The following is a 20,768-nucleotide window of genomic DNA, read 5'->3' on the forward strand; positions in this document are numbered from 1 at the left end:
TGAGCAAGTCATTGCAGCCTGAGCGAAAGACTTCGCGGCCTCCGCACGAGCCTTATATACAGCCAAGGCTGTACAGCCCGTCCTGTGGACATTAGCCTGGAGGCATGAGCGAGAACGAGCGTCCCTCACCGTCGGCGGTCCAGGCCTCGCGGGAGGTCCGAGCGGTCATCAGCCGGCTGCGCCGGCGCATCCTCAAGGCCTCCGAGGTCGAGGACCTCACCCTGGGCCAGGCCTCGGTGCTGGCCCGACTGTCCGACCAGGGGGGCGTCACGGCCAGCGAACTCGCCGCGACCGAAGGGGTCAGGCACCAGTCGATGACGGCGACGGTCACCGCGCTCGCCTCCATGGGGCTGGTGGAGCGGCACCCCGACCCGGACGACGGACGACGCCTGCTGATCACGGTGACCGCGGAGGGCGTCCGTCGTGTGGCGCAGGGGCGGCAGGCCCGCACGGAATGGCTCGCGGGCCGGTTGCAGGACAGGTGCACCGAGGAGGAGCGCCGGACCGTGATCGCGGCCATGGCCGTGCTGGAGCGGCTGAACCATGACTGAGGCGAAGGCGGGCCCGGAGGCCGGCACGGACACGTCCGGCTTCGACCGCCGACTGCTGCCGCCGATGCTGCTGGGTTCGGTGCTCAACCCGGTCAACTCGACGATCATCGCGGTCGCCCTCGTCCCGATCGGCAGGGCGCTCGGCGCACCGGCCTCGCAGACCGCCTGGCTCGTCTCCGCCCTCTACCTGGCCACGTCGCTCGGGCAGCCGGTCGTCGGCCGGCTCATCGACGTCTTCGGCCCGCGCCGGCTCTTCCTCCTCAGTACCGGCCTTGTCGGCGTCGCCGGTGTCGTGGGTGCCCTCGCGCCCAGCCTGGGCGTCCTGATCGGCGCGCGGGTCCTGCTCGGGTTCGGCACCTGCGCGGGCTATCCCGCCGCGATGGTCCTGGTGCGCAGCGAGGCCGAGCGCACCGGACGGAACAGCCCCGGCGGGGTGCTCACCGCGCTGGCCGTGGCCAACCAGACCGTCGCCGTCGTGGGGCCACTGCTGGGCGGGCTGCTGATCGCGGTGGGCGGCTGGCGTGCCACCTTCGCGCTGAACGTGCCCCTGGCCCTCGCGGCCGTGCTGCTGGGGCTGCTGCGACTGCCCAAGGCGGAGCCCGCGGAGGAGCCCACGGGCGGGTCCACTGGCCGATCCAGTGGCGGATCCACGCCGCGCGGGAGCCTGGCCGCCCGGCTCGATCTGCCCGGCATGGGACTGTTCGCCGCGATGCTCGTCGCGCTGCTGCTCTTCCTGATGAACCTGCACCTGCGCGACTGGTACCTGCTCGCGCTCGCCGCCGCCGCGGGAGCGGCGTTCGCGGCACGGGAGCTGCGGGCCGCCACGCCCTTCATAGACCTGCGGGTGCTCGGCGGCAACACCCCGCTCCTGGCCACCTACGGGCGGGCGCTCGTCGCCTACGTCGTCGCGTACTCCTTCCTCTACGGCTTCACCCAGTGGACCGAGGAGGGCTTCGGGCTGAGCCCCTTCCACGCCGGTCTGGCGCAGATCCCCATGTTCCTGCTGGCGATAGGAGTCTCGATCGTCTCGGGACGCAGCACGGGCGTGCGGGGGAAGCTGCTGCTCGGCGCGATCGGACAGATCGCCGCATGCCTGCTGATCCTCACGCTGGGCGGGGACAGCCCGCTGTGGATGCTGCTGCTGGTCGCGCTGATCTTCGGCGTCCCACAGGGGCTGAACAACCTGGCCCTGCAGAACTCCGTCTACTTCCAGGCCGATCCGGAGCGCACCGCCTCCTCCGCCGGTCTGCTGCGCACCTTCGCCTACGTCGGCTCGATGGTCGCCTCCTCCGCGACCGCCGCCGCCTTCGGGCAACGCGCCGACACCGGCGGCCTGCACCGGCTCGCCTGGGTGATGCTCGGCGCCGGCGTGCTCTACCTGCTGCTCACCCTCTTCGACCGCACGCTCGGCCGAGCGCCGGGGACGGGCACGCGGGCACCGGTCTGAGCAACCCTCGCAGGGGCAGGCCTGAGGGGCCGCGGGCTCAAGAACTGTTTCCCGCAAGTCCATTGACCACAACGGCGTTTGTGCCTAGCGTCCCGGTCAAGCTCGATTGAATCCTTTCAGTGCCCTGGCCCCACGCTCGGGCGGCCCCCACGCGACTGCCGCGCACCCGCAAGACCGCCATGGCTGAACGCACCTGGTGAACGGTCTTCGGTCGCCGCATGTCGACTCATCGAAAGAAGCACATGCACCGAACCCCCGCACGCCGTGCCTCCGTACTCGTCGCCGCCGTGTCCTCCCTCGGTCTCCTCACCGCCGGGTGCGGCGACGGCGACGGCCCCGCGGACGACGACACGGCGACGAACGCCAAGAACGCCGAGGCCTCCCCCAACGCCCCCACCAGGACGGGTCTGACCGTCGGCTTCCTTCCCAAGCAGGTCAACACCCCGTACTTCTCGGTCGCCGACCGGGGCGGGGAGCGCGCCGTCAAGTCACTGGGCTCGACCTTCAAGGAGGTGGGCACGGACCAGGGCGCCGACGCCTCCGGGCAGGTGTCGCACATCAACGACCTCACCGAGCAGAAGGCCGACGCGATCGCCGTCTCGGCGCTGGACCCCGACGCGCTGTGCGACGCCCTCAAGCAGGCCATGGCAGAAGGCGTCAAGGTCGTCACGTACGACTCCGACACGAAGCCCGAGTGCCGCTCCGCCTTCGTCTCCCCCGCGAGCGCCGAGGACATCGCCCTACGGCAGCTGGAACTGCTCGGCGAGCAGACCGGCTACAAGGGCGACGTCGCGATCCTGTCCGCCGCGCAGACGGCGACCAACCAGAACGCCTGGATCAGCAGCATCAAGAAGGAGCTGGAGGATCCGAGGTACAAGGAGATGCGGCTGGTGGACGTCGTCTACGGCGACGACGAGGCCGAGAAGTCGTACCAGAAGGCCGAGGAACTGCTCCGGGAGCACGGGAAGCTGAAGGGGATCATCTCCCCCACCACCAACGGGATCAAGGCGGCCGCGAAGTACCTGTCCCAGTCGGAGTACAAGGGCGAGGTGAAGCTCACCGGGCTCGGCGCCCCCAACGACATGCGTCCCTACATCAAGGACGGCACGGTGGAGGCGTTCGTGCTGTGGGACCCGGCCAAGCTCGGCGAGCTGGCCGGTCACGCGGCGGTGGCCCTCGCCTCCGGGCAGATCACCGGCCGGGAGGGACAGATGTTCCTGGCCGGGGACATGGGCTGGTTCCAGCTCACCGGGAACGGGGTCATCACCCTCGGCGATCCGACGGTCTTCGACGCCGGGAACATCGACGACTACGACTTCTGACGCCCGCGCGCACTTGCCCGGGCGGATGCCGTCCGGGTGGGTGCGGGTGGCGGGGAGCCCGGCACCGCGCTCACCGGCCGTCTCCTCCGGGCGGGCCCGGAGTCCCGGAGCCGCCGGCGTTCAGGTGTTGCAGCGCCTCGACCAGCTCGTGGCAGGCGCGCTCCACCGACCGTCTGGTGTTGAGCTGTTCGCTGATCACCGCGGAGAGCAGGAGCGCGGTCAGTCCCAGGGTCCCGTTGAACGCCTGGAGCTTCATCATCGTCTCGATGTCGGTCAGCTTCCCGAAGGAGCCGGCCTCCTGCCGGGCCACGACGGTGGCCGTCACCGACACGAACAGTGCACACGGGATGCCGCCCGCCAGCTGGAAGCGCAGCGCCGACCAGATCAGGATCGGGTAGGCGAGGAACAGCACGCTGACCGAGCTGTACATGATCAGCGGCACCAGGACGCACACGACCACGGTGAGCCCGGCGGCCTCGGTCCAGCGCACGGACGGGGGCGGCAGACGGGCGCGGTACAGCAGGAGCAGCAGCGGGGTGACCAGGACGACGCCCATGGCATCACCGACCCACCAGGCCAGCCAGACGATCCCGAGGTGGTCGGTGGGGAGTTTGCCCGACAGCAGGAGCATGCCGATGCCCGTTCCCGAACTGATCAGCATCGCGGTCAGCGCGCCCAGGAAGACGAGGGCCAGTCCGTCGCGCAACCGGCTCAGGCTCACCCGGAAGCCCACCGCGCGCAGCATCAGCCAGGCGCAGACGGGGGCGGCGGTGTTGCCCGCCACGATGCCCGCGGCCTCGGGCCCGGGTGCTCCCAGGGAGACGATGACCAGCAGCGCGCCGAGGGCGATGCCCGGCACGCACCACGGGCCGAACAGGAGCAGGCAGGCCACGGCGAGGCCGGTGGGCGGCCAGATGGGCGTGACGACCGAACCGTCGGCGCTCAGCTGCTGCGACAGCCCGAGCCGCCCCGCCGCGTAGTAGCAGCCGGCGAGCAGCAGCGTCGCGCAGGCGAGGACGACCGGTCGAGGCCACGCACGGATACCCACCACAGCAGCCATCAGACACCGGTGCCGCCGGGTCGGCGAGGCGAGAGGCGCTCCGTGGCGCCCTACGGCGTAACGCCACGCGTGGCGCCACGCCCGTCATGGCCGACGACGAGCACGGCCGCGTCGTCCTCGTGTCCGATCAGCTCGGCGTTCTTCAGGACGGCGGCCGCCAGCGCGTCCGCCTCCATGCCGACGACGGCGGCGAGGCCCGCCAGTCGCACCACCCGGTCCAGGCCCTCGTCGACGCTCAGCGAGGGTCCTTCCACCACACCGTCCGTGACCAGGACGAACACTCCGCCCGTGGCGAGCCGGTACCGGGTCACCGGGTATTCGGTGCCCTCCAGGACGCCCAGCGGGGGTCCGCCCTCGTCCCGGCAGACCTCCGCCCTGCCGTCCGCCGTGGCCCGCACGCAGGGGATGTGGCCGGCCCGGGCGCTCTCCAGGAGTCCGGTCGCCGGGTCGTAGCGCATGAAGGTGCAGGTGGCGAACAGGTCCTTGTTGAGGGACAGGACCAGTTCGTTCGTGCAGGCCAGCAGGTCGCCGGGCTCGCTGGTCACGGAGGCCAGCGCCCGCAGGCCGACCCGGACCTGGCCCATGAAGGCGGCCGCGTCGATGGCGTGGCCCTGGACGTCACCGACGGAGAGCCCGATGCGCCCGTCGGGGAGGGTGAAGGCGTCGTACCAGTCGCCGCCCACGTTGAGCCCGGCGTACGCGGGCGAGTAGCACGCGGCCAGGTGGATGCCGGGGACGGCGGGCAGGTCCGCGGGGAGCATGTCGCGCTGCAGGGCGATCGCCAGCTCCACCTGCGACCGTCGCAGCTCGGCGAGCTCCTTCGCCCGTGTGGTCAGTGAGGCCAGCCGGGCGAGCAGCTCTTCACCGTCAGGTGCGGGACGCTTGCGGAACATCGACCACTCCCGGCCAGGCCGCCTCTCCCGGCAGGAACCTCACGGCCCCCTGGACAGTGCAAGTCTGTCACCCGGGACGGAAAAGGTCATGCCGGCGCCGTCCGGGGGCGGTGACGGGCGGGTGGCTGCGGCCCCCCGAAGGCGGGCGGTGACGGGCGGGTGGCTGCGGCCCCCCGGAAGCGGGCGGTGGCGGTGTGCGCCCCGCCACGCCGGGGACGGCGGCGCGTTCCGTACCCTTGCCGCATGCGCATGCGCCCCACTCTGAGCTGGACCCCGGGAGCGGACCTGCCGCCGGGCACCACGGACCTGGCGCCCGTCGCCGACGCGCTGCGGGCCGGCGGGGTGCTGGTGCTCAGCGGGGCGGGCATCTCCACGGAGTCGGGCATTCCCGACTACCGGGGCGAGGGCGGCAGCCTGAGCCGGCACACGCCGATGACCTACCAGGACTTCACCGCCCATCCCGAGGCCCGCCGCCGGTACTGGGCGCGCAGTCACCTCGGCTGGCGCACCTTCGGCCGCGCCCGGCCCAACGCGGGGCACCGGTCGGTGGCGGCGTTCGGGCGGCGCGGTCTGCTCACCGGCGTGATCACCCAGAACGTCGACGCTCTGCACCAGGCCGCGGGCAGCGAGGGCGTCGTGGAACTGCACGGCAGCCTGGACCGGGTCGTCTGCCTGTCGTGCGGTGTCCTCAGTCCGCGCCGTGAACTCGCCCGGCGCCTGGAGGAGGCCAACGCGGGCTTCTCGCCGGTGGCCGCGGGCATCAACCCGGACGGCGACGCCGACCTCACCGACGAGCAGGTCGGGGACTTCCGGGTGGTGCCGTGCACGGTGTGCGGCGGCATCCTCAAACCGGACGTGGTGTTCTTCGGCGAGAACGTACCGCCGCGCCGCGTCGAGCACTGCCGCGAGCTGGTGCGCGGAGCGTCCTCGCTGCTGGTCCTCGGCTCCTCGCTGACGGTGATGTCGGGGCTCCGCTTCGTCCGCCAGGCGGCCGAGGCGGGCAAGCCGGTCCTGATCGTCAACCGCGACGCCACCCGCGGCGACCGGCTGGCCGCCACCAGGATCGCGCTCCCGCTGGGACCGGCCCTGACCACCGTGGCGGACCGGCTCGGCCTCCGCGTGGAGGACCCGGCGGAGGACGCGACGGACGACCCGGCGGAGGACGCGGCGACGGCCTGACCAGGCAGCCCGCGTCCGGCACGGGACCGGAAATCTCCCCGCGCCACCCCCTTGACCGTGGTCCCGCCACTCCATACAGTCCTCGCACCTCATGAGGTACATCGATTAACCAATCGTTAACCGCTTGGTTGGAGACCACCCCTGTGCGCTCATCGCTGACACGGCGCGAACTGCTCGCCGCCGGTTCCGGTCTGGCCGCGGCCGCTGCCCTGCCCGCTCTGTCCGGCTGCTCGTCGCTGGCGTCGGCGGACTCCGACCCGGACACCCTCGTCGTCCACACCCAGCTCGGCACCACCGCGCCGGGCTCCCCCACGTATCTGGCGGCCGTGGACCGCTTCCGCGAGGAGAACCCGGGGGTGAAGGTCAAGAACCTCGTCAACGGCGACGACCTCGCCCAGGTCTACGAGACCTCGCGGCTGGCCCGCAAGGAGGCCGACGTCGTGATGGTCAACCTCTACGACAAGACGCTGGCCTGGACGGACGTCGGCGCGACCGTCGACGTCAAGCCGTATCTCGACGACTGGGGGCTGCGCGGGCGCGTCCTGCCCGCCGCGCTGGCCGACTGGACGGACGACGAGGGCCGGGTCCGGGCCTTCCCCTACTTCGCGACGAACTGGCCCGTGGCCTACAACCGCGCCCTGCTCGACCGGGCCGGGGTCGACACGATCCCCACCACGGGGGACCAGCTGATCGCCGCGGCCCGCAAGCTGCGCGCCAAAGGCATCGCCCCGGTGACCGTGGGCGGCAACGACTGGACCGGCCAGAAGCTGCTGGCGCAGATCATCCAGACGTTCCTGTCCCAGGACGAGGCCCGGCACGTCTACTCCACGGGTGACTTCGGCGGTCGCGGCGCCCGCCTGGGCATCGAGTACTTCGCACACCTGCGCGACGCCGGTGTGTTCGCGGACAAGGCCCAGGGCCTCACCTCCGACTCGATGACCACGCAGTTCAACACCGAGGAGGCGGCCGTCCAGTCGGCGATGTCCTCCGCCCTGGCCAAGGTGCCCGAGAAGGTGGCCGGGCACACGGAGGTCGGCGGCTGGCCGCTGGCCGACGGGGCGGCCCACGACGGTCCCACCGTCATCCGCGCCTACACCCTCATCGGCTTCTGGATCAGCCCCAACGGCGTCCGCAAGATCGAGCAGGTCGAGAAGTTCCTGCGGTTCATGTACCGCGAGGACGTCGTGGCGCGGTTCGTGACGGAGAGCGGACGGGACATGGCCCTGCGCACGGACGCCGTCTCCACCGGTTTCCCGCTGGTCGGGGCGGCCCAGCGGCTGGGCTCCGAGGTGAGCCAGGTGCTGCTGCCCGACGTGTACGTGCCGCCCGCCGCCGCGCAGCCGCTGATCACCGCGACCAGCACCTCGTTCACCCGGGGCACCAGCCCGGCCCGCGTGCGCGCCGCCCTCGAGTCCGCGTACCGGTCCGTATGAGCCGCCCGGACACCGCCGGTTCCGCCGCCGGGTTCTCCCTCGTCCTCCTCACCCTCCCCCGTTCCACCCGTTCCCCGGGAGTCACCGCATGACGACGCTCACGACGACGCCGGACGGGAGCGCGGCCCGCAGGTCGGTCCCGCCGCCCTCCCCCGCCCCGGCCGCGGGCCGGCGCCGGCAGGGCGGCACCGTCCTCGCGGTGCCCGCGCTGGTCTGGTACCTGGTCTTCATGGTCGGACCGCTGCTCGCGATCTTCGTGATCGCGGCCCTGCACTGGCCCGGCATGCTCCAGCCGGTGTCCTTCGCCGGTCTCGACAACGCCCGGGTGGTCCTGGACGACCCGGTGTTCTGGGACGCGGTCCGCAACACCGCCGTACAACTGGCCGTCGCCGTCCCGGTGATGATCGTCTGCGCGTTCATGCTGGGGTACTACGTGGCCCAGCGCCCGCCCGGTCACCGGGTGATCCGGTATCTGCTCTTCATCCCGGGGCTGATCTCGACGCCCGCGAAGGCGATGGTGTTCTACGCGGCGCTGTCACCGGACGGCCTGCTCAACGGCGGGCTGGAGAGCGTCGGCCTCGGCTCCCTCGCCGACGCCTGGCTGGCCTCGCCGTCGACGGCCCTGGCGTGTCTGATCGCCCTGGACGTCTGGGCGGGCATCGGCTTCACCGCCGTACTGTTCGCCGCCCGGCTGGGCAGTGTGCCGGACGAGCTCGGGGAGGCCGCGCAGCTCGACGGGGCGGGGCACTGGCGGACGATGTGGTCGGTCCACTTCCCCGTCATCCGCGACTACGTGGGCGTGGTGACGATGCTCCAGTTCCTGTGGACGCTGTTCGGCTCCGCGCAGCACGTGCTGCTGCTCACCCAGGGCGGCCCCGGCACGTCGTCGACCACGCTGTCGTTCCTCGTCTACCAGAAGGCGTTCATCGCCGCCGACCTCGGCTACAGCCAGACCGTCGGCGTCCTCCTCTTCCTCGCCGGACTCGTCGGCCTGCTGACGATCCGCCGCGTCTTCCGCCAGAACTACTGATCGGAGCAGCACTGATGAAGCTCGGCAAACGCTGGCTCCCGGCCCACATCCTGGTGTGGACGTACGCGGTGCTGCTCGTCGTCCCGCTGTACTACTTCCTCGCCTCGGCCTTCAAGTCGAACGACGAGATCTTCGCGCACCCCTTCGCCCCGCCGTCCTCCCTGGGGCTCGGCAACTTCCGCACCGCGTTCGAGAGCGCCGACCTCGGGCTCGCGGTGGTCAACTCGGCGCTGGTGACGGTGTTCTCGCTGGCGCTGACCCTGCTGCTGGCGATCCCCGCCTCGTTCGCCCTGGCGCGTTCGACCGGGCGGCTGGCGGGCGTGGTCGAGAAGGTCTTCTCGCTGGGCTTCCTGATCCCGACGTTCGCGGCGCTCTTCCCCACCTTCCTGCTCGCGGCGGCCACCGGGCTGTTCCACACCCGGATCTTCATGGTGCTGTTCCTGCCTGCGACGGCGCTGCCGCTGTCGGTGGTGATCCTGGTGCAGTTCATGCGCACCATCCCGCCGGAGATGGAGGAGGCCGCCCGGCTGGACGGGGCGTCCACCTTCGCGGTGCTGCGGCACGTGTACACGCCGATGTGCCTGCCGGGCATCGCGACCGTGCTGCTGCTGAACTTCCTGACCTTCTGGAACGAGTACCTGTACTCGCTGGTCATCATCGGCCCGGACCCGGCGCAGCGCACGGTCCAGGTGGCCCTGCCCACGCTGAAGTCGATCACCGGCACGGACTACGGCGTGCTGACGGCGGGCACGGTGCTGACCCTGGTGCCGGTGTGGCTCGTCTACACCCTGCTCCAGAAGCGCATGCAGCAGGCCCTGGTCAGCGGGGCGGTGAAGATGTGAGCGTCTCCACCGAGCGGGCCGGACGCCGGCCCACGATCAAGGCGGTCGCGGCGGCGGCCGGGGTGTCGACGGCGGCCGTGTCCCAGGCCTTCAACAACAAGGGCCGGCTCTCCGAGGCGACCCGCCGCCGGATCCTGGACGCCGCGCTGGAGCTGGGCTGGTCGCCCAGTGCCTCCGCCGCGGCGCTGCGCAACGCCCGTACCCGCAGCCTCGCCCTGGTGGTGCGGCGCCCCACGGACGTACTGGGCTCCGACCCCCACTTCAGCGAGCTGATCACCGGCATAGAGGGCGAGTTGGCGCCGCGCGGCTACGGCCTGCTGCTGCACCTGGTCAGCGGTCACCAGGAGGAGAACGCGCTGTACGAGCGGCTCGCGGCCGAGGGCCGGGTGGACGGCGCCGTGCTCACCGACGCCCGCGACGACGACGCCCGTCCCGCGCTGCTCGCCCGGCTCGGACTGCCCGCGGTGCTGCTCGGTTCGCCCGACGGCACGGCCGTCGTACCGCGCGTCGGACTGCGCGACCAGGGCGCGGGGATCGCCGAGGCCGTCGCGCACCTGCTGGGCCTCGGCCACCGGCGCGTCGCCTACGTCAGCGGGCCGCCCGAGCTCCAGCACACGCGGGTGCGCAGGGCGGCCTTCGAGGGCGCCCTGCGCGAGGCGGCCCTGCGCCCGTTCGCGGTGCTGCCCACCGACTTCAGCGAGCGGCGCGCCGTCGGTGCCACCGAGGCGCTCCTCGACTCCGCCGACCGTCCTACCGCGATCGTGTACGCCAACGACTCCATGGCGGTCTGCGGCATCGGCACCGCCCAGCGCGCCGGACTGGCCGTGCCCCGGGACGTGTCCGTCGTCGGCTACGACAACCTGCCGCTCGGTTCCTGGCTCCACCCCCGGCTGACCACCGTCGACCAGCAGGTGCAGCGGGTGGGCGCGGCGGCCGCGCGCATGCTGCTCGCCCTGTGCGGCGAGGAGGTCGAGGACGCCGCCCTCGCCGAACGGCCGCGCCTGGTCGTACGCGAGTCCACGGGGCCCGCCCCCACCTGACCACCACCCGGTCGCGGCAGGCCGCGGCCACGCACCATCCGCACCCCACCACCCGAGAAGGACCATGCGACGCCACAGCGCCCAGCTCACCCACCAGACCGACGTCCTGCCCTGGCTCGGCGCCAACTTCTGGTCCCGCACCGGCGGCCCGCTGATGTGGCGGAACTACGACCCGAAGACCGTGCGCGAGGAACTGCGCGTGCTCGCCGACCACGGCCTGAACACGACCCGGTCCTTCTTCTACTGGCCGGACTTCCACCCGGAGCCCGACCGGATCGACGACGCACTGTGCGCGCGCTTCGAGGACTTCCTCGACGCCCACGCGGAGACCGGCATGGGAACCGTTCCGACGTTCATCGTCGGCCACATGTCCGGCGAGAACTGGGACCCCGTCTGGCGCGGCAACCGCGATCTGTACGAGGACGTGTGGATGGTGGGCCGCCAGGCGTGGTTCGTCTCCCGCATGGCGAGGCGCTTCAAGGACCACCCGGCGGTGACGGGGTGGCTGATCACCAACGAGATGCCCGGGTACGGGCGGATCCACCAGGTCGACCCGCCCACCACCGACGTGGTGACCGCGTGGGCCCAGGCCATGTGCAACGCGGTCCGGGCGACGGGCGCGACGCAGCCGGTGTCGCTGGGCGACGGGGCCTGGGGCATCGAGGTGACCGGGCGTGACAACGGCTTCTCGCTGCGGGAGACGGCCGAGTACGTCGACTTCGTGGGCCCGCACGTGTACCGCTCGGACACGGACCGGCCGCGGCAGCACTACCGGGCCGCCTTCGAGTGCGAGCTGGCCTCGGTGACCGGACAGCCGGTCGTGCTGGAGGAGTTCGGGCTGTCCACCGACACGGTCTCGGCCGCCAACGCGGGGATCTTCTACCGGCAGACCCTGCACAACTCGCTGCTGGGCGGGGCGACCGGCTGGCTCGCCTGGAACAACACCGACTACGACGGCCTGTGGGACCAGTCCCCCTACGACCACCACCCCTTCGAGATGCACTTCGGCATCACCGACTCCGCCGGGGCTCCCAAGGAGCCGCTGCGGGAACTGGCCGCCTTCGCGGGGGTGCTGAAGGCGGTGGACTTCCCGCGCTGCTCCCGGACCGACGCGGACGCCGCCCTCGTCGTCCCGGCCTTCCTCGAACGGGGCTACCCCTACAGCCGTCCCGCCGACCGGCCGCTCATCTTCACGTCCCTGCACCAGGGTTACGTCACCGCGCGCGCCGCCGACCTGCCGGTGGCGCTCACCCGTGAGGCCGACGGGATGCCGGGCGAGGCGTCGCTCTACCTGCTGCCCGCCACCCGGCAGCTCACCACCCGCACCCGCAGGGAGCTGGCCCGCCGGGCCGCCGAGGGCGCCACCGTGTACCTGTCCTTCTGCTCCGGCGAACACCCGGTGACCCGCGGCCCCTGGTTCGACGACCTCGACGGGCTCTTCGGCGTGGAGCTGCAGTTGTCCTACGGCGTCGCCGAGCCGATCGAGGACGACGTGCTGGAGATGACGTTCACCGAGGACTTCGGCGGCCTGCGGGCCGGCGAGGTGCTGCGTTTCCCGGTGGCGGGGAACGAGGACAGCCGCGCCTACCTGCCCGTCGTACCGCGTGCGGGGCGGGTCGTCGCGGTGGACGCCCACGGGCGGCCGGCGCTGATCGTCCACGAGACGGGGGTGGGCCGGACCGTGCTGTCCACCTATCCGCTGGAGCACATGGCGGCCCGCACGGCGCGCGTCAACCCCGACGTCACGCAGCGCCTCTACGGCGCGCTGGCACAGGTGGCGGGGGTGCGGCGGCCCGTCACGGTCGCCGACCCGCACGTGTCGGCGGACGTCCTGGTGCACGCCGACGGCCGCCGTTTCGTGTGGCTGGTCAGCCAGAGTCCCGACCCGCTCGTGGTCCGTCCGGCCGCCGAGGGGAAGCTGCACGACCTGGCCGACGGCGCCCCGGTGCAGGACGTGGCGCTCGACGCGTACGGCGTGGCCGTGCTGGAGCTGCGATGAGCCTCCCCCGCTACCGCGACCCGGCCGCGCCGGTGCCGGACCGCGTCCGTGACCTGCTGGACCGCATGACCCTCGCGGAGAAGGTCGGTCAGGTCAACCAGCGCATGTACGGCTGGGACGCCTACGAGCGCGCCGGGGACGGACACCGCCTCACCGACGCCTTCCGCGCCGAGGTCGCCGCCTTCGACGGCATGGGCGCGCTGTACGGGTTGCAGCGGGCCGACGCCTGGTCCGGCGTCGGCTTCGCGGACGGCCTCGACGCGACGGACGGGGCGCGGACGGCGGCGGGCGTGCAGCGGTACGTCGTGGACCACACCCGGCTGGGCATCCCCGTCCTGCTGGTCGAGGAGATGCCGCACGGCCACCAGGCGCTGGACGGGACGGTGCTGCCGGTGAACCTCGCGGTCGGCGCCACCTGGGATCCCGGCCTGTACGCCGATGCGGTGGCCGGGGCAGCCGCCGAACTGCGGGCGCGCGGCGCGCACATCGCGCTGGTCTCCGCGCTCGACCTGGTGCGCGACCCGCGCTGGGGGCGCAGCGAGGAGTGCTTCACGGAGGACCCGTACCTCGCCGCGCGGATGACCGAGGCACTGGTCGAGGGTGCGCGGCGGGCGGGGGTGGCCGTGGTCCTCAAGCACTTCGCCGGGCAGGGCGCCACCGTCGGCGGCCGCAACAGCGCGGCGACGGAGCTGGGGCCGCGCGAACTGCACGAGGTGCACCTGGCGGCGGCCCGGGCCGGGGTGGCCGCCGGTGCGGCCGGGGTGATGGCCGCCTACAACGAGTTCGACGGCCTGCCCTGCGTCGCGAACCGGTATCTGCTGACCGACCTGCTCCGGGCGGAGTGGGGCTTCGAGGGCGTCGTCATGGCGGACGGCACCGCGATCGACCGCCTGGTGCGGTTGACCGGCGATCCGGTGCCGGCCGGGGCGCTGGCCCTGAACGCCGGGTGCGACCTGAGCCTGTGGGACGACTCCTTCGCCTCCCTGGGCGAGGCGGTGCGGCGGGGCCTGGTGTCCGAGTCGGTGCTGAACGCCTCGGTGGCGCGGGTCCTCACGCTGAAGTTCCGTCTGGGCCTGTTCGAACAGCCGCTGCCTCCCGCCCGGTCCGAGGCGGTGGATCTGCCTGACCCCGCCGAGCTGGGCGAGCGGGTCGCCCGTGCGTCCATCACGCTGCTCGCCCACGAGGGCGGCGTCCTCCCCCTGTCCCGTGCGGCGCGGCGGATCGCGGTGCTGGGTCCCAACGCCGACTCCGTGGCGCAGCAGATCGGCGACTACACGGCGCCGCAGCGGCCCGGTGGCGGGATCACCGTCCTGGAGGGCATCCGGGCGGCGGCCGGGCCGGGCACCGAGGTGGTGCACGGCCGGGGGTGCGGCCTGGTGGGTGACGACGCGTCGGACGTCCCGGCGGCCGTCGCGCTGGCGGCCGGTTCCGACGTGGCCGTGCTGGCGCTGGGGGGCTCCAGTGCCCGCTCCCCGGACACGGTCTTCGACGCGAACGGGGCGGCCGTCACCGGTTCCGGTACGCCGTCCGGCATGACGTGCGGCGAGGGGGTGGACCTGGCGGACCTGGCACTGCCGCCCGGGCAACGGGCCCTGCTGGCGGCGGTGTCGGCGACCGGGACCCCGGTCGTGGTGGTGCTGGTCCAGGGACGCCCGCACGCCCTGCCCGAGCTGGACGCGCCCGCGGCGGCGGTGCTGAGCGCCTGGTATCCCGGGCCGCGGGGCGGGCGTGCGGTGGCCGAGGTGCTGTTCGGCGACGCGGAACCCCGCGGGCGGCTGCCGGTCTCCGTGCCCCGCTCGGCCGCCCAACTGCCCGTCTACTACAACAGGAAGGACCACCGCTACCGCGGCTACGTCGACCAGAGTGCCGGGCCGCTGCACGCCTTCGGGCACGGTCTGTCGTACACGAGCGTCGTGTACGGGGCGCCGCGCCTGTCGCACGCCCGGGTCGACGCCCGAGCGCCGCGCCTGACCTGCCGGGTCACGGTCCGCAACACGGGGGCGCGGCCCGCCGAGGAGACGGTCCAGCTCTACGTGCGTCGCCTGTCCGGGGGGTCGTCCTGGCCGCGCGTGCGCGAGCTGCGGGGTTTTGTCCGCCTGAGCCTCGCGCCCGGAGCGGAGGCCGACGCGGTCTTCGAGGTGGGCCCGGACACACTCGCCTCGGTGGGGCGCAACCTCCGCCCGGTCGTGGAGCCGGGGTCGGTCGAGCTGGAGACGGGACCGGCGTCCGACCGGACCCGGGGCGCGCGGCTGGAGATCACGGACTCGGAATCGAACGCAACTTAGGCTAGCCTTGCCTTCATGGCGAAGGTTCGGCGGCTCACGCCCCAGCATCCGGAAATGTTCCGCGCCCGCGTCGTGCGGACCAGGCGGGTCTCCCCGTCCATGCAGCGCGTCACGGTCACCGGGCCGGGGCTCGGCGGCTTTCCGTGGCTGGGATACGACCACTGGTTCCGCCTGTTCCTCCAGCTCCCCCACCAACGGGACCTGCGTCTGCCGGAGTTCACGGGCTCGCAGTGGTGGCAGCCGTACCTCGCCATCCCGGAGGACGAGCGGCCGCACTGCGCCAACTACTCCGTGGCCGACTACCGCCGCACTTCGGCCGAGCTGGACATCGACTTCGTCGTCCACCGCGGTCCCACCGGCGAGGTCGAGGGCAGGGCCGCCATCTGGGCCTGCGGCGCCCGGCCCGGGGACGCGCTCGCCCTGCTCGACCAGGGCATCCTCTTCGACTGTCCGCAGGACGCCTCCGAGGTGACCGTGGTGGCCGACGAGACCGGACTGCCGGCCACGGCGAGCATCATGCGCTCGCTCCCCGAAGGCACCGTGGGACGGCTCATCCAGGAGATCCCCACCGACGCCGACCGACGCGAGCTGACCGCCCCGGCCGGGGTGACGGTCTCCTGGGTCGTGCGGCGGTACGACACCTCGGTCCCCGGGGCCGCCGCACTCCGCGAACTGCGCCGGCTGACCCGCGCCGACGCGACGGGTTACGCCTTCGTCGTCGGCGAGTCGGCCCTGGCCACGGAGGGACGCAGGCATCTGCACCGGCTGGGACTGCCGAAGGAGCGCATCACCTTCTCGGGCTTCTGGAAGCACGAGGCGATGGCGGCGGCCTGACGTCCGGCCCCGCTCGCCCTACGCCTGAAACCCCTTGGCGCGCTGGTAGTGCCGCCGGGCCTTCATCCGGTTCCCGCACTCGGCCATGGAGCACCACCGGGCGCTGTTGGGCTTGCTCCGGTCCAGCAGGAAGCGCCGGCACTCCGGGTTGCCGCACGGCTTGAGCCGTCCCGGCCTGGCCTCTTCGACGTGCGCCCAGGTCAGCACCAGCTCGACGGCCAGGCGGTGCGCGTCGGGGACCTGGAGCACCCATCGCAGCCCGCCGTCCTCGACGACCGGCAGCCTGCTGACGCCCTGGAGGAACCCACCCAGGCAGGCGGGCTCCCTGCGCCCCCGGACGACGTCCTGGAGAGCGTCGCGCACGGCGACCAGGAAGGCGACCTCCTCCTCCGACCCGGTGCCCCCATGACCACGCGCCCACGCGCGGCCTTCGGCGGGTGTACCCAGAGCGTCGCTCACCGAGTCCCGCACGACGGGAGTCGTGTTGAGCAGTTCCAGGAGGACGTCCTCCGCGGCCCTGTCGGTCACCGCTCTCACCCCTAACCGTTTCGTCGACATTGGCAGGTTACAACAACCGCATCTAACCCCTTAAATGCACTTGACGGGTTAGCCACGACATGCTGGACTCTACCTAACCACTAAAAGCGACCTAAGGGGTATGCCATGAGCGTCGCCGTGCACCACAGGACCGCCACCGTCGACGGCCTGGACGTCTTCTACCGGGAGGCCGGTGACCCGCAGGCACCGGTCGTCGTGCTGCTGCACGGCTTTCCGACGAGCAGCCACATGTTCCGCGGTCTGATCCCGAAGCTCGCGGACACCTATCACGTGATCGCACCCGACATGATCGGCTTCGGGTACTCGGCCATGCCCGCGGACGACGCGTTCGACTACAGCTTCGACTCCCTCACGGACGTGACCGTCGGCCTGCTGGACCAGCTCGGGGCGGAGCGCTTCGCGGTGTACGTGCAGGACTACGGGGCCCCGGTGGCGTGGCGGATCGCCACCCGGACCCCGCACCGCATCACCGCGATCGTCACGCAGAACGGCAACGGCTACACCGACGGCTTCGTCAAGGACTTCTGGGACGGGCTGTTCGCCTACACCGACGACCCGACCCCCGAGACCGAGGCTCCCGCGCGGGCGGCGCTGAGCCCCGAGATGATCCGCTGGCAGTACCTGAACGGGGTCCGCGACCAGAGCCTCGTCAGCCCCGACACCTGGTCCCTGGACCAGGCCCTGCTGGACCGGCCCGGCAACGACGCCGTCCAGCTCACGCTGTTCCGCGACTATCCGACCAACGTCGACCTCTACCCCCGACTCCAGCAGTACTTCCGCGACACCCGGGTACCGCTGCTGGCCGTGTGGGGAGCGAACGACGAGATCTTCGGCCCCGACGGCGCCCGCGCGTTCCGGCGCGACCTGCCCGACGCCGAGATCCACCTCCTCGACACCGGGCACTTCGCCCTGGAGACCCACCTGGAGGAGATCGCCGGTCACATGCGGGACTTCCTCGCCCGGGTCGGGAAGTAGACCTCCGCGCCGGTCACGATCCGGCCGGCCGGCCGAGGACGTACGGCGCGAGGATGTCGGCCACCGTCCGGTTGCGCGGTACGGACACGTCCAGCCGGTCGGCGAGGTCCACGACTCCCCCGCTGAGCCAGGGCAGTTCGAGCCGGTTGCCCTTGTCCAGGTCGTTGTGCATGGAGGAGGTCATGGCGGCGGGGAGGGTGTCGCAGAAGTCGAGCCGGTCCTGGGCGAAGCCGCCGTCCAGCCGCACTCCGGACGCCTGCGCCACGGCCACCGTTTCGGCCATGACCTCGTACAGGAGGCGCCTGCTCCGCTCGTTGGCGCGGACGACACCGATCGGCTGACGCACGGCCGCCGTGGTGGCCGACAGGCCCACCAGGAACACGAACTTCTCCCAGATCGCCCGCTCGATGTCGTCGCTGCCCTCCGCGTCGATCCCGGCCTCACGGAACGTGGCCAGCACGGCCCGAGTGGTCGCCGTCGAGCCGGACCGGTAGGGGCCGAGCACGACCTTCTGCAGGGAGCTGTTGTGCCTGACCACTCCCGGCTCCTCGATGAACGCGGAGATGAAGCAGACCCCGCCCAGGACCTGTTCGTCCGTCAGCCGGCCGCGCAGGACGTCGTCCTTGTGCACGCCGTTCTGCAGGGAGAGCACCGGCGCCCCGTGCGCCGCCGAGGTCCGCAGTTCCTCGGCCACGGCCTCGGTGTCCCACAGTTTCACGGCTACGAGGACCAGATCGGTGGGGCCCAGCTCCGAGATGCCCGCCACGACGGATTCGGGCGAGGTGCGCAGTTCCCCCAGGGGACTGTGGACGACCAGTCCGGACCGGCGGATGGCCTCCAGGTGCCGGCCGCGGGCCACGAAGGTGACCTCGTTCCCCGCGGCGGCCAACCGTGCCCCGAAGTAGCCTCCGACGCCGCCCGCTCCGATCACCGCGATACGCATGACTCCGCCCCCACTCTCTTAGTAACCATCTGAACGGTTACTATAAGACCATGGACGCCGTGCAGCACGATCCGCCCCGCAGAAGGGTCACCGCCCAACTGCGGGCGCTTCGCTTCGACGCCGGAACCCTGTGCCTGAACCTGGTGGCCACCGTGGGCCGCAGGCCCGAGGTCCCCGTCGAGCGGATGGGCGACGCCGAACGCCTCGCAGCCTGGTGCCGGGGCGTGGGGGTGACGCTGGAGGACGGGTACGACCCCCAGGACGTCCTGCGGTCGCTGCACGCACTGCGCACGGCCGCCCACGACATCGCCTCCGGTGCCCTCGACGCGCACCGGCCGCGGCAGCAGTCGGTGGACCTGGTCAATCTCCTCGCACGGACCGAACCTCCGGCCCCCGGGATGGAGTTGAGGGCCGATGGCACGTGGGTGGCGAAGGGGCGCCGGACCCTGAGCAAGGAGGCCCTGCTGTCGCTGGTGGCACGGGACCTGATCGATCTCATGACCGACGAAGCACGCCGTTCCCGGCTGACCGCCTGCGCCTCCGAGGTGTGCCGGATGCTCTGCCTCGACTCCGGTGGCGGCCGACCGCGCAAGTGGTGCTCCATGCGACGGTGCGGCAACCAGGCCAAGGCGGCCGGCCGCCGGCTGCGGGAATCGGCGCCCTGAGGGGCACCCCCTCACAGGCCGCGGGCCAGCAGCAGGGTGACGTCGTCCGGCGGGGGTGTGGCGGGCAGGGTGCCGATCACCGCCGTGCCCAGGTCCTCCAGGGAGGAGGCGCCGCGGGTCAGGGCGCGCCCCACCCGTCGCAGCCCCACCTCGATGTCCTGGTCGCGGTCCTCGACGAGCCCGTCGGTGAACAGGGCGAGCAGGCTGCCCGCGGGCAGCTCCAACTCCGCGGTGGGGAACGGCAGCAGGCCGACGCCGAGGGGCAGGCCGTGCGGAAGGTCGGGGAACGAGTAGTCACCGCCCCGGTGCACGACGGCGGGCGGCGGATGCCCGGCCAGGGCCAGCGTGCAGGCCCGGGTCGCGGGGTCGTAGACCGCGTAGACGCAGGTGGCGCTCATGGTCGCGACCTCCCTGCCGCCCTCCTCCTCGTCCTCGGTCAGCCGGATGAACGTCCGGTCCAGCCTGGTCAGCACCTCGCCCGGCGGCAGGTCGAGGTCGGCGAGCGTGCGGATGGCCATGCCCAGGCGTCCCATGGTGGCCGCGGCGTTCACGCCGTGCCCGACCACGTCGCCCACCACCAGGGCGAGGCGGCCGCCGGGCAGGCCGATGACGTCGAACCAGTCGCCGCCGACGCCCTCCTCCGCGTCCGCCGGCACATAGCGGGCGGCCACCTCCATGGCCGTTCCGCCGTGCACCCGGCGCGGCAGCAGGCTGCGTTGCAGGGCGAGGGCGGTGTTGTGCTCCCGGGTGTAGCGGCGGGCGTTGTCCAGGCTGAGCGCGGCCCGGGCCACCAACTCCTCGGCCAGCAGCCGGTCGTTGTCGTCGAACGGCGTCGGGTTCGCGGTGCGGACGAAGACCGCCACGCCCAGCAGGACGCCCCGCGCGTGGATCGGCAGGATCAGCAGCGAGTGCATGCCGAACTCGCGGATCTTCGCGGCCCTCGCCGGATCGTCGGCCAGCCAGGCCTCGCGGGAGGGGTCGAGCACGGGTTGCAGCAGGGGCCGTCCCGAGGACAGCACCTGCATGAACGGCGAGGTCTCGGGGACGTAGACGACCTCGCCGTTCAGCCACAGGGACTCCGGGGAGCCGGTGTGGACCGAGGCCCTGCCCGCGCGCCGGAACTTGGGAACCCGCCCCTGGGAGCGGCCCAGCCGGTCGAGCGGCTCCTCGCCGAGCCGCACGGCCTCGGTCAGGTCGACGGTGACGTAGTCGGCGATCAACGGAACGGTGAAGTCGGCCAGTTCCTGTGCCGTGCGCCTGACGTCCAGGGTGGTGCCGACGCGGGTGCCGGACTCGCTGACCACGGCCAGCCGGTCGCCGGCCCACCGCCGGTCGGTGACGACCAGCATCAGCATGCACACACCGAGGATGCGGCCGCCGGCGTCGTGCAGGCGCACGAAGGAGGCGGAGAAGGCGCGGTCGCGGCGACCGCCCGGCTCCGTCGGGACCCGGTACTCACGGCCGGTGACACACCGGCCGGTGGTCAGCACCCGCCGTACGAGCGCCTCCAGTTCGTCGGCGTCTCCGGTCAGCGACTCCCGCGGGCGGCGGCCCAGTCGCCGCTCGCGGGCGATTCCGTCGTAGCGCTCGAGGGCGTCGTTGACCCAGACGCACCGCAGGTCGCTGTCCCATACGGCGAGTCCGACGACCGAGTCCGTCAGCAGGGCGCCCAGGGCCGCACCGGCCCCGCCCTCCGGGATCCCGCTCACGAC

General features: G+C 72.4%; 18 protein-coding genes. 13 read left to right on the forward strand and 5 right to left on the reverse strand.

The window, feature by feature from the left end; translation table 11 throughout:
* The first annotated feature begins 104 nt into the window (after nt 1-104).
* From ACZ7MF_RS16510 to rhaS, 3 genes are all read left to right on the forward strand, one after another.
* Nucleotides 105-551: a MarR family winged helix-turn-helix transcriptional regulator gene (locus ACZ7MF_RS16510; RefSeq protein WP_471477506.1), complete on the forward strand. Its 447-nt coding sequence runs from the start codon at nt 105-107 to the stop codon at nt 549-551.
* Nucleotides 544-1,998, forward strand: a complete 1,455-nt coding sequence (locus ACZ7MF_RS16515; RefSeq protein WP_471477507.1) for an MFS transporter — start codon at nt 544-546, stop codon at nt 1,996-1,998. Before ACZ7MF_RS16510 ends, ACZ7MF_RS16515 begins: the two co-directional genes overlap by 8 nt.
* Nucleotides 1,999-2,240: 242 nt before the next feature.
* Nucleotides 2,241-3,320 (forward strand): rhamnose ABC transporter substrate-binding protein, encoded by a 1,080-nt coding sequence (gene rhaS / locus ACZ7MF_RS16520; RefSeq protein ID WP_471478849.1) that lies wholly within the window; start codon nt 2,241-2,243, stop codon nt 3,318-3,320.
* A gap of 70 nt (nt 3,321-3,390) precedes the next feature.
* On the opposite strand, the gene ACZ7MF_RS16525 is transcribed toward rhaS, so the two are convergent.
* Nucleotides 3,391-4,380 carry an MASE1 domain-containing protein gene (locus tag ACZ7MF_RS16525; RefSeq protein ID WP_471477508.1) on the reverse strand — a complete coding sequence of 330 codons (990 nt, stop codon included), beginning with the start codon at nt 4,378-4,380 and terminating at the stop codon, nt 3,391-3,393.
* A 50-nt stretch (nt 4,381-4,430) separates the two neighbouring features.
* Nucleotides 4,431-5,273 carry a PP2C family protein-serine/threonine phosphatase gene (locus tag ACZ7MF_RS16530; protein ID WP_471477509.1) on the reverse strand — a complete coding sequence of 281 codons (843 nt, stop codon included), beginning with the start codon at nt 5,271-5,273 and terminating at the stop codon, nt 4,431-4,433.
* A 243-nt stretch (nt 5,274-5,516) separates the two neighbouring features.
* Here ACZ7MF_RS16530 and ACZ7MF_RS16535 point away from each other — a divergent pair, with 243 nt between their 5' ends.
* From ACZ7MF_RS16535 to ACZ7MF_RS16570, 8 genes are all read left to right on the forward strand, one after another.
* Entirely contained in the window at nt 5,517-6,452 is a 936-nt protein-coding gene (locus tag ACZ7MF_RS16535) for an NAD-dependent protein deacetylase (RefSeq protein WP_471477510.1), read from the forward strand.
* 143 nt (nt 6,453-6,595) lie between these two features.
* Complete coding sequence (locus tag ACZ7MF_RS16540; protein WP_471477511.1) at nt 6,596-7,885, forward strand: ABC transporter substrate-binding protein; 1,290 nt, start codon at nt 6,596-6,598, stop codon at nt 7,883-7,885.
* Between the two features lie 88 nt (nt 7,886-7,973).
* Nucleotides 7,974-8,915 (forward strand): carbohydrate ABC transporter permease, encoded by a 942-nt coding sequence (locus ACZ7MF_RS16545; RefSeq protein ID WP_471477512.1) that lies wholly within the window; start codon nt 7,974-7,976, stop codon nt 8,913-8,915.
* Between the two features lie 14 nt (nt 8,916-8,929).
* The gene (locus tag ACZ7MF_RS16550; protein WP_003978411.1) at nt 8,930-9,757 is read left to right on the forward strand and encodes a carbohydrate ABC transporter permease; all 828 of its coding nucleotides are present in this window, start codon (nt 8,930-8,932) and stop codon (nt 9,755-9,757) included.
* A complete protein-coding gene (locus tag ACZ7MF_RS16555; protein WP_471477513.1) occupies nt 9,754-10,797 on the forward strand; it encodes a LacI family DNA-binding transcriptional regulator in 1,044 nt (347 codons plus the stop codon). The genes ACZ7MF_RS16550 and ACZ7MF_RS16555 overlap by 4 nt, the downstream gene beginning before the upstream one ends.
* Before the next feature lie 64 nt (nt 10,798-10,861).
* The gene (locus ACZ7MF_RS16560; protein ID WP_471477514.1) at nt 10,862-12,796 is read left to right on the forward strand and encodes a glycoside hydrolase 5 family protein; all 1,935 of its coding nucleotides are present in this window, start codon (nt 10,862-10,864) and stop codon (nt 12,794-12,796) included.
* Entirely contained in the window at nt 12,793-15,081 is a 2,289-nt protein-coding gene (locus ACZ7MF_RS16565; RefSeq protein WP_471477515.1) for a glycoside hydrolase family 3 N-terminal domain-containing protein, read from the forward strand. Before ACZ7MF_RS16560 ends, ACZ7MF_RS16565 begins: the two co-directional genes overlap by 4 nt.
* 15 nt (nt 15,082-15,096) lie before the next feature.
* The gene (locus ACZ7MF_RS16570; RefSeq protein WP_471477516.1) at nt 15,097-15,915 is read left to right on the forward strand and encodes a siderophore-interacting protein; all 819 of its coding nucleotides are present in this window, start codon (nt 15,097-15,099) and stop codon (nt 15,913-15,915) included.
* A gap of 18 nt (nt 15,916-15,933) precedes the next feature.
* Here ACZ7MF_RS16570 and ACZ7MF_RS16575 read toward each other — a convergent pair whose 3' ends face one another.
* The gene (locus ACZ7MF_RS16575; protein WP_471477517.1) at nt 15,934-16,443 is read right to left on the reverse strand and encodes a CGNR zinc finger domain-containing protein; all 510 of its coding nucleotides are present in this window, start codon (nt 16,441-16,443) and stop codon (nt 15,934-15,936) included.
* 135 nt (nt 16,444-16,578) lie between these two features.
* On the opposite strand from ACZ7MF_RS16575, the gene ACZ7MF_RS16580 reads away from it, so the two are divergent.
* Nucleotides 16,579-17,448 carry an alpha/beta fold hydrolase gene (locus tag ACZ7MF_RS16580; RefSeq protein ID WP_471477518.1) on the forward strand — a complete coding sequence of 290 codons (870 nt, stop codon included), beginning with the start codon at nt 16,579-16,581 and terminating at the stop codon, nt 17,446-17,448.
* A 13-nt stretch (nt 17,449-17,461) separates the two neighbouring features.
* Here the strand turns inward: ACZ7MF_RS16580 and ACZ7MF_RS16585 are convergent, their stop codons facing one another.
* The gene (locus ACZ7MF_RS16585; RefSeq protein WP_471477519.1) at nt 17,462-18,391 is read right to left on the reverse strand and encodes a ketopantoate reductase family protein; all 930 of its coding nucleotides are present in this window, start codon (nt 18,389-18,391) and stop codon (nt 17,462-17,464) included.
* Between the two features lie 50 nt (nt 18,392-18,441).
* Between ACZ7MF_RS16585 and ACZ7MF_RS16590 the strand changes: the two genes are divergently transcribed.
* Nucleotides 18,442-19,056 carry a CGNR zinc finger domain-containing protein gene (locus ACZ7MF_RS16590; RefSeq protein WP_471477520.1) on the forward strand — a complete coding sequence of 205 codons (615 nt, stop codon included), beginning with the start codon at nt 18,442-18,444 and terminating at the stop codon, nt 19,054-19,056.
* 11 nt (nt 19,057-19,067) lie between these two features.
* On the opposite strand, the gene ACZ7MF_RS16595 is transcribed toward ACZ7MF_RS16590, so the two are convergent.
* Nucleotides 19,068-20,765, reverse strand: coding sequence for a SpoIIE family protein phosphatase (locus tag ACZ7MF_RS16595; RefSeq protein WP_471477521.1), 1,698 nt, complete (start codon nt 20,763-20,765; stop codon nt 19,068-19,070).
* Between the last annotated feature and the right edge of the window lie 3 nt (nt 20,766-20,768).

The organism is Streptomyces sp. NPDC111628, from assembly GCF_055635195.1.

Excerpts from the sequence above, each read along its gene's own strand:
- ACZ7MF_RS16510 (WP_471477506.1), top strand. The coding sequence starts at position 105 with ATGAGCGAGAACGAGCGTCCCTCACCGTCGGCGGTCCAGGCCTCGCGG.
- ACZ7MF_RS16515 (WP_471477507.1), top strand. The coding sequence starts at position 544 with ATGACTGAGGCGAAGGCGGGCCCGGAGGCCGGCACGGACACGTCCGGC.
- rhaS (WP_471478849.1), top strand. The coding sequence starts at position 2,241 with ATGCACCGAACCCCCGCACGCCGTGCCTCCGTACTCGTCGCCGCCGTG.
- ACZ7MF_RS16525 (WP_471477508.1), bottom strand. The coding sequence starts at position 4,380 with ATGGCTGCTGTGGTGGGTATCCGTGCGTGGCCTCGACCGGTCGTCCTC.
- ACZ7MF_RS16530 (WP_471477509.1), bottom strand. The coding sequence starts at position 5,273 with ATGTTCCGCAAGCGTCCCGCACCTGACGGTGAAGAGCTGCTCGCCCGG.
- ACZ7MF_RS16535 (WP_471477510.1), top strand. The coding sequence starts at position 5,517 with ATGCGCATGCGCCCCACTCTGAGCTGGACCCCGGGAGCGGACCTGCCG.
- ACZ7MF_RS16545 (WP_471477512.1), top strand. The coding sequence starts at position 7,974 with ATGACGACGCTCACGACGACGCCGGACGGGAGCGCGGCCCGCAGGTCG.
- ACZ7MF_RS16550 (WP_003978411.1), top strand. The coding sequence starts at position 8,930 with ATGAAGCTCGGCAAACGCTGGCTCCCGGCCCACATCCTGGTGTGGACG.
- ACZ7MF_RS16560 (WP_471477514.1), top strand. The coding sequence starts at position 10,862 with ATGCGACGCCACAGCGCCCAGCTCACCCACCAGACCGACGTCCTGCCC.
- ACZ7MF_RS16565 (WP_471477515.1), top strand. The coding sequence starts at position 12,793 with ATGAGCCTCCCCCGCTACCGCGACCCGGCCGCGCCGGTGCCGGACCGC.
- ACZ7MF_RS16570 (WP_471477516.1), top strand. The coding sequence starts at position 15,097 with ATGGCGAAGGTTCGGCGGCTCACGCCCCAGCATCCGGAAATGTTCCGC.
- ACZ7MF_RS16580 (WP_471477518.1), top strand. The coding sequence starts at position 16,579 with ATGAGCGTCGCCGTGCACCACAGGACCGCCACCGTCGACGGCCTGGAC.
- ACZ7MF_RS16585 (WP_471477519.1), bottom strand. The coding sequence starts at position 18,391 with ATGCGTATCGCGGTGATCGGAGCGGGCGGCGTCGGAGGCTACTTCGGG.
- ACZ7MF_RS16590 (WP_471477520.1), top strand. The coding sequence starts at position 18,442 with ATGGACGCCGTGCAGCACGATCCGCCCCGCAGAAGGGTCACCGCCCAA.